15 protein-coding genes are annotated in these 14,669 nt (G+C 54.7%); 10 read left to right on the top strand and 5 right to left on the bottom strand.

Going from position 1 to position 14,669, the window contains the following annotated elements:
• The first annotated feature begins 36 nt into the window (after positions 1-36).
• Both sds and H6F59_RS12700 read left to right on the top strand, forming a co-directional pair.
• On the top strand, positions 37-1,008 hold the full coding sequence (gene sds, locus H6F59_RS12695; protein WP_190700105.1) for a solanesyl diphosphate synthase: 972 nt from the start codon (positions 37-39) through the stop codon (positions 1,006-1,008).
• Between the two features lie 89 nt (positions 1,009-1,097).
• On the top strand, positions 1,098-1,568 hold the full coding sequence (locus H6F59_RS12700; protein ID WP_190700109.1) for a CYTH domain-containing protein: 471 nt from the start codon (positions 1,098-1,100) through the stop codon (positions 1,566-1,568).
• Here H6F59_RS12700 and cruG read toward each other — a convergent pair.
• Positions 1,565-2,782 carry a 2'-O-glycosyltransferase CruG gene (cruG, locus tag H6F59_RS12705; RefSeq protein WP_242021446.1) on the bottom strand — a complete coding sequence of 406 codons (1,218 nt, stop codon included), beginning with the start codon at positions 2,780-2,782 and terminating at the stop codon, positions 1,565-1,567. The genes H6F59_RS12700 and cruG overlap by 4 nt on opposite strands.
• Before the next feature lie 150 nt (positions 2,783-2,932).
• On the bottom strand, positions 2,933-3,853 hold the full coding sequence (cruF, locus tag H6F59_RS12710) for a gamma-carotene 1'-hydroxylase CruF (RefSeq protein ID WP_242021447.1): 921 nt from the start codon (positions 3,851-3,853) through the stop codon (positions 2,933-2,935).
• A 282-nt stretch (positions 3,854-4,135) separates the two neighbouring features.
• On the opposite strand from cruF, the gene H6F59_RS12715 reads away from it, so the two are divergent.
• The 6 genes from H6F59_RS12715 to proB all read left to right on the top strand — a co-directional run bounded on the left by H6F59_RS12715 (position 4,136) and on the right by proB (position 9,702).
• Positions 4,136-5,362: a GNAT family N-acetyltransferase gene (locus H6F59_RS12715; RefSeq protein WP_242021448.1), complete on the top strand. Its 1,227-nt coding sequence runs from the start codon at positions 4,136-4,138 to the stop codon at positions 5,360-5,362.
• A 14-nt stretch (positions 5,363-5,376) separates the two neighbouring features.
• The gene (gene ruvX, locus H6F59_RS12720; RefSeq protein WP_190700112.1) at positions 5,377-5,802 is read left to right on the top strand and encodes a Holliday junction resolvase RuvX; all 426 of its coding nucleotides are present in this window, start codon (positions 5,377-5,379) and stop codon (positions 5,800-5,802) included.
• Positions 5,803-5,905: 103 nt separating this feature from the next.
• Positions 5,906-6,469 carry a DUF3727 domain-containing protein gene (locus H6F59_RS12725; RefSeq protein ID WP_190516423.1) on the top strand — a complete coding sequence of 188 codons (564 nt, stop codon included), beginning with the start codon at positions 5,906-5,908 and terminating at the stop codon, positions 6,467-6,469.
• A 35-nt stretch (positions 6,470-6,504) separates the two neighbouring features.
• On the top strand, positions 6,505-7,566 hold the full coding sequence (gene mltG, locus H6F59_RS12730) for an endolytic transglycosylase MltG (RefSeq protein ID WP_190700115.1): 1,062 nt from the start codon (positions 6,505-6,507) through the stop codon (positions 7,564-7,566).
• Between the two features lie 133 nt (positions 7,567-7,699).
• A complete protein-coding gene (locus H6F59_RS12735; RefSeq protein ID WP_190700117.1) occupies positions 7,700-8,209 on the top strand; it encodes a YqeG family HAD IIIA-type phosphatase in 510 nt (169 codons plus the stop codon).
• Positions 8,210-8,547: 338 nt separating this feature from the next.
• Positions 8,548-9,702: a glutamate 5-kinase gene (gene proB / locus H6F59_RS12740; protein WP_190700120.1), complete on the top strand. Its 1,155-nt coding sequence runs from the start codon at positions 8,548-8,550 to the stop codon at positions 9,700-9,702.
• Positions 9,703-9,717: 15 nt separating this feature from the next.
• Here the strand turns inward: proB and H6F59_RS12745 are convergent, their stop codons facing one another.
• The gene (locus H6F59_RS12745; protein WP_190700124.1) at positions 9,718-10,386 is read right to left on the bottom strand and encodes a sugar transferase; all 669 of its coding nucleotides are present in this window, start codon (positions 10,384-10,386) and stop codon (positions 9,718-9,720) included.
• Positions 10,387-10,817: 431 nt separating this feature from the next.
• On the opposite strand from H6F59_RS12745, the gene H6F59_RS12750 reads away from it, so the two are divergent.
• The gene (locus H6F59_RS12750; RefSeq protein WP_190700129.1) at positions 10,818-11,954 is read left to right on the top strand and encodes a HetZ-related protein 2; all 1,137 of its coding nucleotides are present in this window, start codon (positions 10,818-10,820) and stop codon (positions 11,952-11,954) included.
• A 26-nt stretch (positions 11,955-11,980) separates the two neighbouring features.
• On the opposite strand, the gene H6F59_RS12755 is transcribed toward H6F59_RS12750, so the two are convergent.
• Both H6F59_RS12755 and H6F59_RS12760 read right to left on the bottom strand, forming a co-directional pair.
• Positions 11,981-12,859, bottom strand: coding sequence for a metal ABC transporter permease (locus tag H6F59_RS12755; RefSeq protein WP_199325772.1), 879 nt, complete (start codon positions 12,857-12,859; stop codon positions 11,981-11,983).
• Positions 12,849-13,589 carry a metal ABC transporter ATP-binding protein gene (locus H6F59_RS12760; RefSeq protein ID WP_190700132.1) on the bottom strand — a complete coding sequence of 247 codons (741 nt, stop codon included), beginning with the start codon at positions 13,587-13,589 and terminating at the stop codon, positions 12,849-12,851. Before H6F59_RS12760 ends, H6F59_RS12755 begins: the two co-directional genes overlap by 11 nt.
• 243 nt (positions 13,590-13,832) lie before the next feature.
• On the opposite strand from H6F59_RS12760, the gene H6F59_RS12765 reads away from it, so the two are divergent.
• Positions 13,833-14,663: a metal ABC transporter solute-binding protein, Zn/Mn family gene (locus tag H6F59_RS12765; protein WP_313887199.1), complete on the top strand. Its 831-nt coding sequence runs from the start codon at positions 13,833-13,835 to the stop codon at positions 14,661-14,663.
• The last annotated feature ends 6 nt before the right edge of the window (positions 14,664-14,669 follow it).

Below are 14,669 nucleotides of genomic sequence, written 5' to 3' on the forward strand. Positions count from 1 at the left end.
TAAAAATTCGTAACTTTAGCGCTCTTGCCGGGGTCTATGACTTCAGTAACTTCTCTTTTCGCGCCGGTTGAGTCCGACCTCGACCTGATGACCCAAAATCTAAAGGGGTTGGTTGGGGCACAACATCCCATTCTGTCGGCGGCGGCCGAGCACCTGTTTGGTGCTGGGGGCAAGCGGGTGCGCCCAGCCATTGTGCTGCTGTTATCTAAGGCCACTCTGCCGGGGCAAGAGATCACTCCCAAGCACCGTCGCCTGGCCGAGATTACCGAGATGATCCACACGGCTAGCCTGGTGCACGACGATGTGGTCGACGAAGCCAGCGTGCGGCGTGGAGTACCCACCGTGCACAGCAGCTTTGGCAACCGCATTGCGGTGCTAGCAGGGGATTTTTTGTTTGCCCAAGCCTCATGGTATTTGGCTAACCTCGACAACCTGCGCGTGGTCAAGCTCCTCTCCCAAGTGATCATGAATCTGGCCGAGGGTGAGATTCAGCAGGGTCTTAACCGCTTTGATACTAGCCTCTCCATTGATGCTTACCTAGACAAGAGCTATTTCAAAACAGCATCGCTAATGGCTAATAGCGCTAAGGCGGCAGGGGTGCTGAGCGACATGTCGGAAACCGTGATCGAGCAGCTCTACGACTATGGTCGGCATTTGGGCCTGGCCTTTCAGGTGGTTGACGATATTCTCGACTTCACTAGCTCTGATGAGGTGTTGGGTAAGCCCGCCTGCTCTGACCTCAAGAGCGGCAACTTAACGGCTCCTGTGCTCTATGCCATGGCTGAGCATCCCTTCCTCACGACTTTAATTGAGCGGGAGTTTTCTGAGGCGGATGATTTTAACCAGGCCATTAACCTAGTGCATCAGAGCAGCGGTATTGCGCGATCGCGTGAACTTGCCGCTACTCACGCTCGCTTAGCGGCATCTTGCCTAGAGCATCTGCCCCCTTCCGCTGCTCGCCAGGCTCTTCAAGACCTGACTAGCTATGTACTGCGGCGTATTTCCTAAGGTATTGGAGCGCTTGATGCATAGCTTTAACCGAATCTCTTAGGCCAGGGGTTAGGTTACGCTGCAAAGGTAGCTCCTAGAGTAAGCCGATGGGTCAGGAAATCGAGCGCAAATTTTTGGTGGTGGGCGACAGTTGGCGTCAGGGCGCCCAGGGCGAATTGATGTGCCAGGGCTACATTCCTACCCAGGATGCGCGTACTGTGCGGGTGCGGCGAGTGGGCGATCGCGCCTATCTCACCCTAAAAGGCCCTGCCGTGGGTTTAGTGCGCCCTGAGTTTGAGTATTCCATTCCCGTTGCCGATGCCCAAACAATACTGGCAACCCTCTGTCAGCCACCCTTAATTGAAAAAACGCGTTATCGCCTTCCCCTGGGGGATGTGGTGTGGGAAATAGACGAATTCTTGGGTGAAAACCAGGGACTGATTGTTGCAGAGGTTGAGCTAACCAGTCCCGATCAAGCTATCGACCTGCCCGCCTGGATAGGGGCAGAGGTGAGCTACGATCCGCGTTACCAAAATTCCAACCTCGCCCGCCACCCTTTCAAAAACTGGAACGACTAGGGCTCGTTAACGGGATACTGTCGCCCCCGCCACTGGGTAGGTCGCCGCAGGGAAGAGAGACCAATGCGCGCCACCGCTGCCAGGTCAGCCAGAGGCGACAGCCAGAAGGCCCAGGCTCCTGGCGCTCCTTTGAGATCGTAAGCCGTCGCTACCGCCACCTGCATACCCAAGCGCATGAAGATCAAGACCATGTTCACGACGAGCAAGATCTGTAGCGCCAAAGACCACGATACGGGTGCAAAGTGCTGAAGTATCCACAGCCCAGGTACGAGCACCCAGGGCAACCCCTGCACCAGGGCAAGAAACATCCAATCCCACCAGACCTGAGCGGCTGGAGCTGCATCCTTGAGGTCGAGGGAGCGGCCCCACTCGCGCCAGGTTTCGGTCATGCCTTCGTACATGCGCACTTTCAGCAGTCGAGTGCCATCCCAAAAGCCCACTTTGGCACCCTGGGCGGCAGCGTGGCGAGCTAAGGTCACATCGTCGCAAAAAGAGGTAGAGGCGGACTGGTAGCCATTGAGTTTTTCGAGCAGCGATCGCCGCACCATAAAGCACTGGCCGTTAGCCATGACCCGCTGAGACGAGCCACTGGGGCTGCCCGCTGGGCCAAATCGATACACCAGTGTCATTAGCAAAGCGGGCTGCAGCCAGAATTCGCCAGGGTGCTTCAGAATAAACCGGGGCGCGAGGGAGACTAGGTCATAGCCCTCGCTGTGCATCGCTCTAGCTAAAGCTGCCACTAGGCCGGGCTGAGGCTGGGTATCGGCGTCAATGCCCAACACCCAGGTGCTAGCGGTTGAGGTCTGGCGAAAGCCGTAGTCCAAGGCCCAGGGACGCCCAACCCAACCCTGGGGCAAAGGGTCATCCTCTAGCAGCCGCAACCGTGGGTCGTGGGCCTGGTAAGCCCTGACCACTGACTGGGTGTCGTCGGTTGATCGGCTGTCGACGACTAAAATTTCCCGCACTTCGTAGCCCTGACGGATCAGACCCTCTAGGCAGGGACGTATCCGATCCGCTTCGTTGAGCGTGGGCACCACCACCGAAACTGTGCCTAGCAGATCGAGGTCGGGGGTCGCTGGGGCTAGAGGTGGTCTGCGAAAGGGACCCTGCATCAACCGTGACAGCAGTATCGCCGCCATCGGCAACTGCACCAACAGCAGCACGACCGCTACAAAACTTGGCCAGAGAAATAGGGCGGCCGCATTAGTGGGCAAGGGAACACCTCAAAACGGACATTACAACTATTGAATCTACTGACTGTAAGCTCACGAGCTCAATTTCAGAATATTTAGCCTCGGATAGTATCTACCATCCGAGGCCTAGAAGTTAATCCCGAAATTGGGCAGAAATGAGAGCTGTGTTATTTAAGAACCCTTAGTCGCGGCTACCGGAGCCTCAATGACCTGGGTAGGTTCGACTAATACACCTGACAGATCTTCTTGGGCGGTGGCACGCCAGCAGAGCACCGCAGGCAGGGCTCCGGTCAAAATTCCCAAAGCGATGGGGACGTAGAAGCCAGCCGCCAGGCTCATCACCAGGGCAAATCCGAAGTTAGCCAGGTATACGACGAGGGGTAGGGTGAGTTGCCCCTGGTCTAACTCAGGGGAAAACTTGAAGGTTTTCCATAAGCTTAGGGCTACACCCATAAATACGACCCCGGTGCCAAGCCAGCCTGCAAAATTCTGGTAGGGCATACCAAAAAACGCGCCCGGCTCATGCCAGTACCAGAAGGGTAAAGCGGTCTGGCTCATGGCTGGATCGAGCACAAAATCCCAAGAGGTGAGGAGTATAGACCCTAGAAATACGGCAGCTAGCGATCGCGCCCAGTTATAGCGGCCGGCACCTCCCCCAGCAGCCAAACCGCTGCGAGCCAGCAAAAACGATGCCAGTCCCAGATAAAACCACGATAGCGGAATGGTAAAAGGCACGAGACCAGCTACTTTGTAGCCCAACCCGTTGAGATAGGTGTAGTTGCCGAAGGGAAAACCAGTACGGGTGCCCAGCAGCTCACTCGTGAGCGAAACGCCGACTGCTGCGATCGCAAACGTAATCAAGCTACCCAGTCCTAGGGTGCGATAGGCATATAGAGCCACTGCCACGGTTCCCAGCAAAATGTAGCCAACGCCGCCCCCGGCCATGCTCCACTGGAAGAGGGTGGGCCCTGCTGGTAAGTATTCCACGATGCCAGGGTGAGGCACCACCCACAGCAGCCCGGCCAGGCCAAAGGCCATGGAGACAACGTGACCGTATAGGCAAAACCGTTCGATGGCTAAAAGATTTCTCATGGTAATTCCTAGATACCGCTGGTCGGGCTGTGTAGCTCGACCTCTAACTGTTCTTCATAAATGAGGGCTGAGCAACAGCCATAGTTGCAATCGTCGCTTAAATCATAAGTTTTGTAAATGGTGAGTTTTGCAGCCTCTCCAACGCTGAATCCTTATTCTGTATAAAAGAAGTTATACCTGGCCAGAAGCTAGCTGACACGGCTCTCGCTTCGCCAAGGGGCGGTGTGGAAATCCGGAAAATCGGCTAGGATGACGGCATACAGGTCAGATCTCTGAGATCCCATGGCACCTATGACGACCCCTGGCCATACCTTAACAGTAAGGCCGCTGCAATATCGCGATTTAGACGACCTAAAGCAGTGGCAGCCAGAGGATCTGGAAGCTGGCGGTGACCTTGACGCTGCCGAGGCCATTGTGACATGGCTAGATCATCAGCGCCGCTGGTATGGTCCCCTTAAAGTTTTAAGCTGGCTGCCCCGCTCTGTGCAGCGGCAAAGTCAGACCACCTTCGTAGCCGAGCGCCAAAAAAGTTTGGTGGGGTTCATTCACGTGTCGCCGTTCAATCAAACTCGCAGCACTTGGCGAGTCGAGCAGGTGGTCATCAACCGCCGCGCTTTAGCCGATACGGCAACCTCTGGGTATGTGGCGGCCTCGGGCTATATGGATGTTGGTTCAAGACTGCTGCGTCACTGCTTTGAGGTACTTTGGGAAGCCAGAACCTGGATGCTCGAAGTGGATGTCAACCACACCTCGGCTCTAGCGCTCTATCGCTTCAATGGGTTTCAGCCTCTAGCTCAGATGACCTATTGGGAAATGGCGGCTGAGCAGATCGAAGCCCTGGCCCAGCGTGAGCCTGATTTGCCGAATCTGCTGCCAATCAGCAACGCTGATTCTCAGCTTTTGTATCAGCTAGACACAGCTTCCATGCCACCGCTGGTCCGTCAGGTGTTTGATCACCAAATCCAAGATTTTAAGACCGGGCTGTTGGGCAGCGTTACCGCCACTGCTGATCGCCTGGTCAACCAGGTAGAAACCGTCAGCGCCTATGTGTTTGAGCAACAGCGCAAAGCGGCGATCGGCCAATTTAAGCTCGCTATTTCCCGCGATGGGCAGCAGCCCCACGAGGCAGGGTTAACAGTGCACCCGGCCTACACCTGGCTCTACCCCGAGCTGATGACGCAGATGGCTAAAATTCTGCAGCCCTTCCCGGCTCAGTCCCTACGACTGACCTCCCTCGACTATCAACCCGAGCGAGAGGAGTGCTTTACTCAAATTCAAGCGACTCCTGAGTCCCACGCGCTGCTGATGTCGCGATCGGTATGGCATAAAGTGCGCGAAGCTCGCCACCTTTCCCTAGAGGGGCTCCAGCTATCAGACGTGTTGACGGGACTACAGCCTGCAGGCAAGCCGGTGCCTGGACGCATGACCTGGTCGGTAGAGCGTTGGCAGGCTGTGCTAGGACAAAAACCAGATGCCGATGTTGATGCGCCTTCAGAAGGCGATCGCTGAGGTTCCGCAAGGCTATGGCGCTGGTTTCAGCCTTGGGGTTAGATATTGGTCGGCGGCGGATTGGGGTTGCGGGTTGCGATGGCACGGGTCTGATTGCCACTGGGCTGACGACGCTACAGCGGCGATCGTTTCAAGACCTGGTGGCCGATCTGCAGCACTTCGTCACAGCTCGACAGGCCCAGGTGTTGGTGGTGGGGTTGCCCCTAACTATGGACGGGGAAGAAGGCTTTCAGGCTCGTCAAGTGCGCAAGGTGGCCGAGGGCCTCAGTCAGGCCCTGGCGCTGCCCGTGGTCTATGTCGATGAGCGGCTGAGTTCTGTGGAGGCCGAACATTTAATGCGTGCCGCGGGTCATTCGATAGTCCAGGAGAAAGCCCTGATTGACCGTAAAGCGGCGGCCATCATCCTGCAGCGCTGGCTAGATGAACGGCGCTCATCGTAATCAGACGTAACCGAATGGGATATTCTGATAACACCGTTCAGTATTCATACTGGGCTGCGGTGTTGACCCACTGTGCCCGGTTACCGAGAGAAGAGTAGCCTCCATGGCGGATAACACACAACCCATTGACGAGTCAGCCGTAGTGCTCACCGATGACGCCGGGCGGTTTTTGCCCTGTCAGGTAGAGCAGAGCTTTCAGCTCAACGATCGCGAATACCTGCTTTTGCTGCCCATTGATGCCCCCATCGAAATTTTTGTTTGGCAGCAAGACGACAATGACGACGACGTCTTGATGGATGTGGAAGAAGAGGAGATCGATCAAGTCTTTCTTACCGCTAAGGCCGTGCTAGCTGAGCAAAATTTGACCCTCCAGCGTACCGCCATTACTCTGACGGCTTCGGGAGAGATTCCCGAGGCTGAGGAAGATAACTGCCTTACCCTGGAACTAGATGACCTCGATGACGCGGGTAACCCCGTCACTGAAGAATTTCAGATTTTGGCAACCTGCTTCTACGATGACGAAGAATATACTCTGTGCACTCCCCTCGACCCGCTGCTGATCTTTGCTCACCGCACTAGCGATGGTTCTCTAGAAGTGGTGACCCCGGAAGAATTTCAAACCATTCGCGGCGGGCTAGAGGAAAAACTGTTTGATCTATTAGAGTAGGGACGTCGGTAACGGCGATTATCGATAGTGCAATCATGGCTAAAGGTTCACGCTGGGTTCGGTTGAGTTTTTTGGGATTATTGGTGCCTCTGGCTGCGGGGGTAGCGGCCTGGCAGGGTTGGGCCTGGTGGAGCTGGGCCAATCAACCGGTCAGCGAAACTCCTGCCGAAACTGCGCCTCAAACGGTGCAAATTCAAATTCCGCCGGGCACTCCAGGCCAGCAAATTGGCCAAGATCTGGAGGCGGCCGGTCTGATTCGTTCAGCCCTGGCTTGGAAGCTGTGGTCGCGTTGGCAAACTTGGCAAAATGCCGAGGGTGGGTTTCAGGCGGGCACCTATGCTTTGAACCCTGCTGATTCGATGACCGCGATCGCCGACGTGATTCGCAGTGGTCAGGTGGTGCAAACCTCGTTCACGGTGCCTGAGGGTTGGAACCGTCGCCAAATGGCAACTTATTTTCAGGAAGAGGGGTTTTTCTCTGCCGATGCCTTTCTATCGGCTACTGAGCGAGTGTCAAAGGATGCGTACCCTTGGCTGCCGGATGGTATTCCCCACGTGGAAGGCTTTTTATTCCCCGATACCTATCAGCTTCCGGCTGAGGGGGTGACGCCGGAGGCGGTGGTCAATGCAATGCTGAGCCGTTTTGAGACAGTAGCGCTACCAGTGTACCAACAGGCAACGACCGACCTAACGTTGTTGCAGTGGGCTACCCTAGCCAGCATCGTCGAGAAAGAAGCCGTAATTGCCGATGAGCGCGGCACCATTGCCGGAGTTTTTACCAACCGGCTCAAGCAGAACATGCCTCTAGGGGCCGATCCTACAGTTGAATACGGGTTGGGCATTGTGCAGACACCGGAGCAGCCCCTCACATGGACTCAGGTGGGCACTCCTTCGCCCTACAATACCTACATCAACCCAGGGTTACCCCCAACTCCGATCGCTAGCGCGGGTAAGGCCAGTTTAGAAGCGGCCCTAGCCCCCGAGGCTACCGATTATCTATTTTTTGTGGCTCGCTATGACGGAACTCACGTGTTTAGCCGCACGTTAGCAGAGCACGAAGCCGCCCGCGACGCGATTCGCGCCACTATTGATAACTAGCCCCCATAGATGGGCTCTAACATCTTTGACCGATCGCCGTGGTTCAACCGCTGTGGATAGGTTGCTGCTGTCCTTTTAAGCAGCTTTAGGCCGTCGATCTAGACTATGCTACGTTTGGGGCTATGGTTTTTTTATGTCGTTTTCTCGCCTGCTGCAACCCGATCTAGTGCTGGACGGCAACGTCTTGGCAATTTCGCCTGAGCTGCTGGCTCAGCACAACCTGAAGGGGCTAATTCTGGATGTGGACGATACCCTAGTGCCTCTGCGTCAGGCTGAAACCAACCCTGACCTAGCCCACTGGATGCATCAGATGAAGGCGATCGCGACGGTGTGGCTCGTGAGCAATAACGTCAACGCTCACCGCATCAGTCGGATTGCCTCGTTGTTTGATGTGCCTTACCTGACCAGTGCTGGCAAGCCCTCAGGACGCAAGCTAAAGCTGGCTTTGGCGGCTATGGATCTTCCGGTAGATCAGGTGGCGATGGTAGGCGATCGCTTATTTACCGATGTTTTAGCTGGCAACCGAGTGGGGTTGTTTACTATTCTGGTCAACCCTATGCCGGGGCTCAACCAGGTAGCGCGCACTTCGCCCCTACGGACGATTGAGGTGATAATCTCCCAATATTTTGGAGTCACGTTTTAAGATTAGCGGCTCAAGTATTGACTTAACACAGCCAGGAAAAGTTTACACAGCGCAATCTTTGATGCGAGAAACTTCGTAGGGCTAAATATAAAGAAAACATTAGAGTTAAGTTGAAACCTTAGGACCGCTGCGATAGTAGTAATACATAAACAGGGGCCAGTTTATATAGGCTCTTAAATTTAATAAGCCATTTTTGGGTGTCGACTTTCGGGTTGGCACCCAAAGTTTTTTGGGGACTTCACTGTCCATCTAGACCGCTCTTTAACCAACGCGACTGTGCTCTACGTCTAGGTCGGTTGTTATACTGCCAGGGCTATCTCTACTGATGCAGCCCGCCCGTGAGTTCAGTTCAAACCCTAGTGGTCAAAATCGGTACTTCCAGCCTGACCGGCACTAGCACCGGTCAGTTTGCCCTCTCCACCCTGGCTGCACTGGTTGAAACCCTCTGCACTCTGCGTCAGCAGGGGCATCAGGTCGTTTTGGTCTCCTCAGGGGCTGTAGGCATTGGCTGCCGCCGCCTCAACCTAGCTGAGCGTCCCAAAACTTTGGCGATGAAGCAGGCTGTAGCGGCGGTGGGGCAAGGACGCCTCATGCGCATCTATGACGACCTGTTTTCGGCCCTAAACCAGCCCATTGCCCAGGTACTGCTAACTCGCAGCGACCTAGCCCAGCGATCGCGCTATGTCAACAGCTACCGCACCTTTCGTCAGCTGTTGCAGATGGGCGTGATCCCCATCGTCAACGAGAACGACACTGTTGCTGTGGAAGAACTCAAGTTCGGCGACAATGACACCCTCTCGGCCCTGGTCGCCAGCTTGATTGGTGCTCAGTGGCTGTTTTTACTGACCGATATCGATCGCCTGTATTCTGCTGATCCCCGCTCTAACCCCGAGGCTCAGCCGATTATTGCTATCGATCGGTTAGCAGACATTCAGGCGCTTAAAGCAGTAGCGGGTGGACAGGGATCGGCCTGGGGTACGGGCGGTATGCTAACTAAGCTAGAAGCTGCTCAAATCGCTACTACGGCAGGGGTGCGCACCGTCATAACCGATGGTCGTCAGCCCCAGAATGTGATCAAGGCGATCGCGGGAGAAGCAGTAGGCACTCAATTTGCCCCCTCGCCCCGACCTAGCCGTGCCCGCAAGCGCTGGATTGCTGCTGGCCTTGCTCCCTCGGGCCGCCTTTACCTAGACCAGGGTGCAACTCTAGCCATTCTGCAGGGGGGAAAGTCGCTCTTGGCCGCCGGTATTACTCGTTTAGAGGGAGACTTTGAAGCCCAGGATGCTGTCTTGATCTGTGCTGCCAGCGGCGAAGATATCGCCAGAGGCATTATCAACTACAGCGCCCGAGATCTCAGCCAGATTCTGGGTCGCCGGTCAGAAGATATTCCCGCCATTCTAGGTTACGCCGGAGCAGATACGGTAATCCATCGCGATAACCTAGTTATTGCTACAGATACTGAGGCCGATGAGGGCATCGATCTGCAGGACTAGTAACGATTAGTAACCTTAAAAGGCACCTTTGCGATCGAGCAGTACTGTGACCGTTTTGAGAATGACTTGAAGATCGTACCAGGGCGACCAAATGGCCTGATACTGCAAATCTAGGTGCACAATTTCCTCAAAGTCTTTGATGGCTGAGCGACCACTGATTTGCCACTGTCCTGTGATGCCAGGCTTAACATCGAGTCGCCGCCAATGGTGAGGGCTGTAGCGAGAGACCTCATCTTCGGTGGGAGGGCGAGTGCCAACCAGGCTCATGTCGCCTTTGAGTACATTCCAAAATTGTGGAAACTCATCTAGGCTCGTCTTTCGCAAAACACGGCCAACTCGGGTGATGCGGGGATCGTTTTCGTTCTTAAAAATTAGCCCCTGGGCCTGATTTGATACTGTTCTCTTAAGGGCATCAGCATTTTGCACCATGGAGCGAAATTTCCAGATGGTGAAAGGCTTACCTTTGAGACCGTAGCGAGTTTGGGCGTAGAAAATAGGGCCAGGGCTATCTAACCTAATGGCCAGAGCAACTGGCAGCGCTACCAAAATCAGTATGGCCAATCCTACCAGGGCGCCCAAAATATCTATAGAGCGCTTAATTAGGCACCGGGCCGACGGATGAGCAATAGATATAGAAATCTCTGGAGGAGCACTTCCAGAGCTATCTGTCTGAAGGGATAACATGGTAGACCCTGTTGACGGAACGCGTGTGCTGAGATGCTTGAAAAATTTATACTAATCTATCCGTAGATACGCTTAAAAAACAAGTGAGTTTGTGCTTTTTTTTACGTAAATACTGCTTTAACCGAAATTGTACTGGAGCTGAGCGGTAATCCGTGTGACCTTTGTCACAGAGCGATTACCGTATAAGTACATATGGGTTCATGTGCACACTATCAGCCTAGAAAGGGCAAATCTGGCCGCAGAGAACACCCTTCGCACAATCTTACTAGAGCGACAACAGACATAAATTTTGTGTAAAGCTTTTGACTCAGTGCTAGCTACCGCAGTCCGTGCAGGCTAAAAAACACGCTTTAGAGCGTGAGTCTGAAGAGATCAGATACTAAGATAAAGCCTACAGCCAGCTTGGGCACACCCGGAAAGGATTTGATTGCATGGTCGCGGCAGACACTATAGCCGAGGTTTGGTTGTCCCGTTTGCGGGAGGACTTTCCCAATCAGCCCCAGTCGGTTTGCCAAAGCGTTGTCAGCTGGCTGTTAGGAGAATCGCCAGAGCGGTTAGCTACCCTAGCTGATGCTGACCTCAAGATCGCTCGTCAGGCGATTGAGTATCGCTACCGCATTCTGCAGCAGCGCTATTGGGATGTGAGCCCAGAGCAGGGCTATCAGCGGCTGATCAAGCGGCTCAGCAGCCTGTTCTTAATTCGCAACAAGATTAAAACTTGGATCTCGCTCAGCCGCGATCGCCGCCGCACCGTGGTTGATGTGATCCAGGAAGTGATTCAGGAGATGATGCGCAGCGATCGCCACTTAGCCCAGCAGCTCAAGTGGATCTCAACCTGCACCCAAAACTCACGGCTGCGCAATCTGCTGATGTTGGCCAGCATTGAGGAATACTGCCTGCGCCCCATTCGCAACCAGCCCCTCATCATTTATCGCTTCGTTAACTATCTGCACCGCAGTCAAAAGGGCGGCATGACTCAGGTGCCCACTGGAGAACTAATTCGCCTAGTCTCTGACGAAATTGCCCCCAACGACAGTGAAGACTCGCTCAGCCTGCTCGATGTAGAGGCTTGGAACCAGTACCAGGACGAGCAAACCGAACTGGAGCAGCAGAGTATGCGCCAGCAGGTCAAAAACTCCTTTGTCAACTACCTCAGCCGTAACCTAGATGACACGGCGGCTCGATGGCTAGAGCTACACCTCAACGGTCTTTCCCAAGAGCAGATTGCCCAGGCGCTCGGTATGCCTGTGCAGCAGGTCTATCGGCTGCGCGAAAAGATTAGTTACCACGCAATTCGAATTTTCGCTCTACGAGAGCAGCCGGCCATGGTGCTCGGCTGGCTAAAAACCTCGCTGCAAGAGCATAACTTTGGTCTCACCCCGGCCCAATGGGAAGGCTTTTGGCAAGATCTCTCCCCAGAAGAACAGGCAATTTTGACAGCCTATAAATCTGAGCATCCCCCCGACGATTTAGCCCGCCGTCTAGGGCTCAAAAGTCGGCAAATTCAGGCTCAGTGGGTGCAGCTTTACCTGCGTGCCCAGGAGTTGCGCACCCAGACAGAAGGGTAGGATAGTTTTTCCTATAACTGCGATGATTAACGACTGACCCTAAAGGGCCATCGCTTTGGGCCCATCAGCACCCCATGACGGGGGCTAAACAAAAACGCTAAGGCAAACAACGTCGATACCACCATCACAATGGCCGGGCCGGAGGGCAGGTTGAGGTAATAGCTCAGGTACATGCCGCTGACGCTCGAAAATACCCCTACCCCTGCGCCCAGCAGCATTACCTGGTGCAAACGGGGTACCAGCAGGTAGGCGGTGGCTCCTGGCGCAATCAGCAGCGAAAGCACCAGAATCACCCCCACCACCTTCATGCTAGCCACAACGGTGAGGGCAATCAGCACCATTAGCCCGGCGTGGAGCAGCCCCGTAGGCAGGCCGCTGGCCTTGGCTCCGAGGGGGTCAAAGCTATAGAACAGTAGCTCTTTGTAGAGCAGAACCACGACCAGGAGCACTAAGGCGGCAATAATGGCCGTATCGCGCACTTCTCCGGCCGTTACGCCCAAAATGTTGCCAAAGAGAAAGTGGTTAAGGTCAATCTTGTTGTCTTTTTGGATAGTGGTGATTAGCGTTATGCCCAGGGCAAAAAAGGCCGAAAAGACAAGTCCCATAGCGGCGTCTTCTTTGATGGGCGATCGCGTGTGAATCCAGCCAATTATCACGGTGCTGAGTACCCCAGCGATAAAGGCACCGATAAAAATATTGACGCCTAGCAAGAATGCGATCGCCAGCCCCGGCAGTACCGAGTGGCTAATGGCGTCGCCCAGCAGAGCCAATCGCTGCACCATCAGGTAGCTGCCTACCACTGAGCAAATGATCCCCACCATGATCGCCACCGCTAGGGATCGCTGCATAAAGGCGTACTGCAATGGCTCAGTCAGCCCGTTCAGCAATGCCAGATCAGGCGACATGGCCAAAGAAGCCTACGTGGCCGCCATAGGCTCGGGTCATGTTGTCGCGGGTGAGTACCCAGTCACGGGGGCCAGTGGCAATTAGTTCTTTGTTCAAAAGAATGAGCTGGTCAAAGTTCATAATCGACTCGCCCAGGTCGTGGTTTACGACCAGAACGATTTTGCCTGCGGCGGCCAGCTCGCGGAAAATTTTGTAAATCACATCCTCAGTCTTTTGATCGACTCCGACAAAGGGCTCGTCAAAGCAGAAGATGTCGGCTTCCTGAGCCAGAGCGCGAGCCAAAAACACTCGCTGCTGCTGCCCGCCAGAAAGAGCTCCAATGGGGCGATCACAAAACTCAGCCATACCCACCCGTTCTAGGGCTTCTTTGGCAATTTGGTGGCTAATGGTCGAAAACCGCTTAAACCAGCCGGTTTTTTGCACCCGGCCCATCATCACTACGTCCCATACGGTGGCGGGAAACGTCCAGTCGATCTGCGATCGCTGGGGCACGTAAGCTACCCGATCGAGCTGGTGAGCCAAGGTGTCCTCGCCATAGGTGACGCGTCCAGTAACCAATGGCATCAGCCCTAGCATGGCTTTGATCAGTGTGCTTTTGCCCGCACCGTTGGGGCCAAAGACGCCCACCAGCTTGCCGGGGCGCAGGGTGAGGTTGATGTTGCGCAGGGCCTGCACATCGCGGTAGTTGACGCTTAGGTGATCGATGGTGATGTAAGGAGCAGGAGCCATGATGGTATCTCTAACGCAGGGGTGAGGAGCTGCAATCTCAAAAATGAAATGATTATGAAATGTATTGTATCTTGAAAATGAAATGATTATGAAAAGTAGCTTATGCAACGCGTGAATCTGTATCCACGGTATGGAAGAACCGCTGCTGCGGTATTGCTCCTAGGGCTGGGATTGATAAGCTGTGACTCTGCTCAACAGTCAGAACTTGCATCCGGTGAAGCCGACGATTCGCGTCCTGCCGTGGTGGCTACCAGCACCCTGATTGCTGACTGGGTAGCCGAAGTGGGTGGCGATCAAGTTGCCCTGACCAGCATTTTGCAGCCTGGTGCTGACCCTCACGTCTATGAACCTGTACCTGCCGACACTATTGCCTTTGAAGATGCTGACCTAATTTTCTACAACGGCTATAACCTAGAGCCCAACCTGGTGCGACTGCTCAATGCGGCCGGAGTAGATGCCCAGCGAGTAGCCGTAGGTGAGGTGGTACCGCCCCTAGATTTGCAAAAAGGGACGACCACCGTACCCGATCCCCATGTGTGGGGCGATGTGAGCAACGTGGTGCCTATGGTCGAAACAATTCGGGATCAGCTGATTGAGCTAGCCCCCAACCAGGCAGAATTGTTTACTGCTAACGCCGCTGCATACATTGCTGAACTTGAGCAGCTCCACGGCTGGGTCAAGATTCAAACGGCTACCATTCCCCCAACGCAGCGGCAATTGGTCACGACCCACGATGCTTTTCAGTACTATGCCAACGCCTACGGTCTCACGGTAGCGGGCACCCTAATTGGTCTTAGTACCGAGGAGCAACCCAGCGCTCGCACCGTGCAGCAGCTGGTTGCGTCCATCCAGGGGTTGGGAGTACCCGCTATCTTTGCCGAAACCACCATTAACCCCCAGCTCATTACCACCGTGGCCAACGAATCTAGGGTAGACCTGGCACCCCAACCTCTCTACTCCGACTCTATTGGTGCTCCTGGTAGCGACGGGGATAGCTACCTCAAAATGGTGGTGGCCAATACGCGATCGATCGTTGAAAACCTAGGCGGCACAGTGACAGAAGCTCCCTTTTGAGAAATC

Origin of the sequence: Nodosilinea sp. FACHB-141, from assembly GCF_014696135.1 — a bacterium.
Classification (GTDB): Bacteria; Cyanobacteriota; Cyanobacteriia; order Phormidesmidales; family Phormidesmidaceae; genus Nodosilinea.

Excerpts from the sequence above, each read along its gene's own strand:
- H6F59_RS12725 (WP_190516423.1), top strand. The coding sequence starts at position 5,906 with ATGGCGGATAACACACAACCCATTGACGAGTCAGCCGTAGTGCTCACC.
- H6F59_RS12750 (WP_190700129.1), top strand. The coding sequence starts at position 10,818 with ATGGTCGCGGCAGACACTATAGCCGAGGTTTGGTTGTCCCGTTTGCGG.
- ruvX (WP_190700112.1), top strand. The coding sequence starts at position 5,377 with ATGGCGCTGGTTTCAGCCTTGGGGTTAGATATTGGTCGGCGGCGGATT.
- H6F59_RS12715 (WP_242021448.1), top strand. The coding sequence starts at position 4,136 with ATGGCACCTATGACGACCCCTGGCCATACCTTAACAGTAAGGCCGCTG.
- mltG (WP_190700115.1), top strand. The coding sequence starts at position 6,505 with ATGGCTAAAGGTTCACGCTGGGTTCGGTTGAGTTTTTTGGGATTATTG.
- cruF (WP_242021447.1), bottom strand. The coding sequence starts at position 3,853 with ATGAGAAATCTTTTAGCCATCGAACGGTTTTGCCTATACGGTCACGTT.
- H6F59_RS12755 (WP_199325772.1), bottom strand. The coding sequence starts at position 12,859 with ATGTCGCCTGATCTGGCATTGCTGAACGGGCTGACTGAGCCATTGCAG.
- H6F59_RS12745 (WP_190700124.1), bottom strand. The coding sequence starts at position 10,386 with ATGTTATCCCTTCAGACAGATAGCTCTGGAAGTGCTCCTCCAGAGATT.
- H6F59_RS12735 (WP_190700117.1), top strand. The coding sequence starts at position 7,700 with ATGTCGTTTTCTCGCCTGCTGCAACCCGATCTAGTGCTGGACGGCAAC.
- sds (WP_190700105.1), top strand. The coding sequence starts at position 37 with ATGACTTCAGTAACTTCTCTTTTCGCGCCGGTTGAGTCCGACCTCGAC.
- H6F59_RS12700 (WP_190700109.1), top strand. The coding sequence starts at position 1,098 with ATGGGTCAGGAAATCGAGCGCAAATTTTTGGTGGTGGGCGACAGTTGG.
- H6F59_RS12760 (WP_190700132.1), bottom strand. The coding sequence starts at position 13,589 with ATGGCTCCTGCTCCTTACATCACCATCGATCACCTAAGCGTCAACTAC.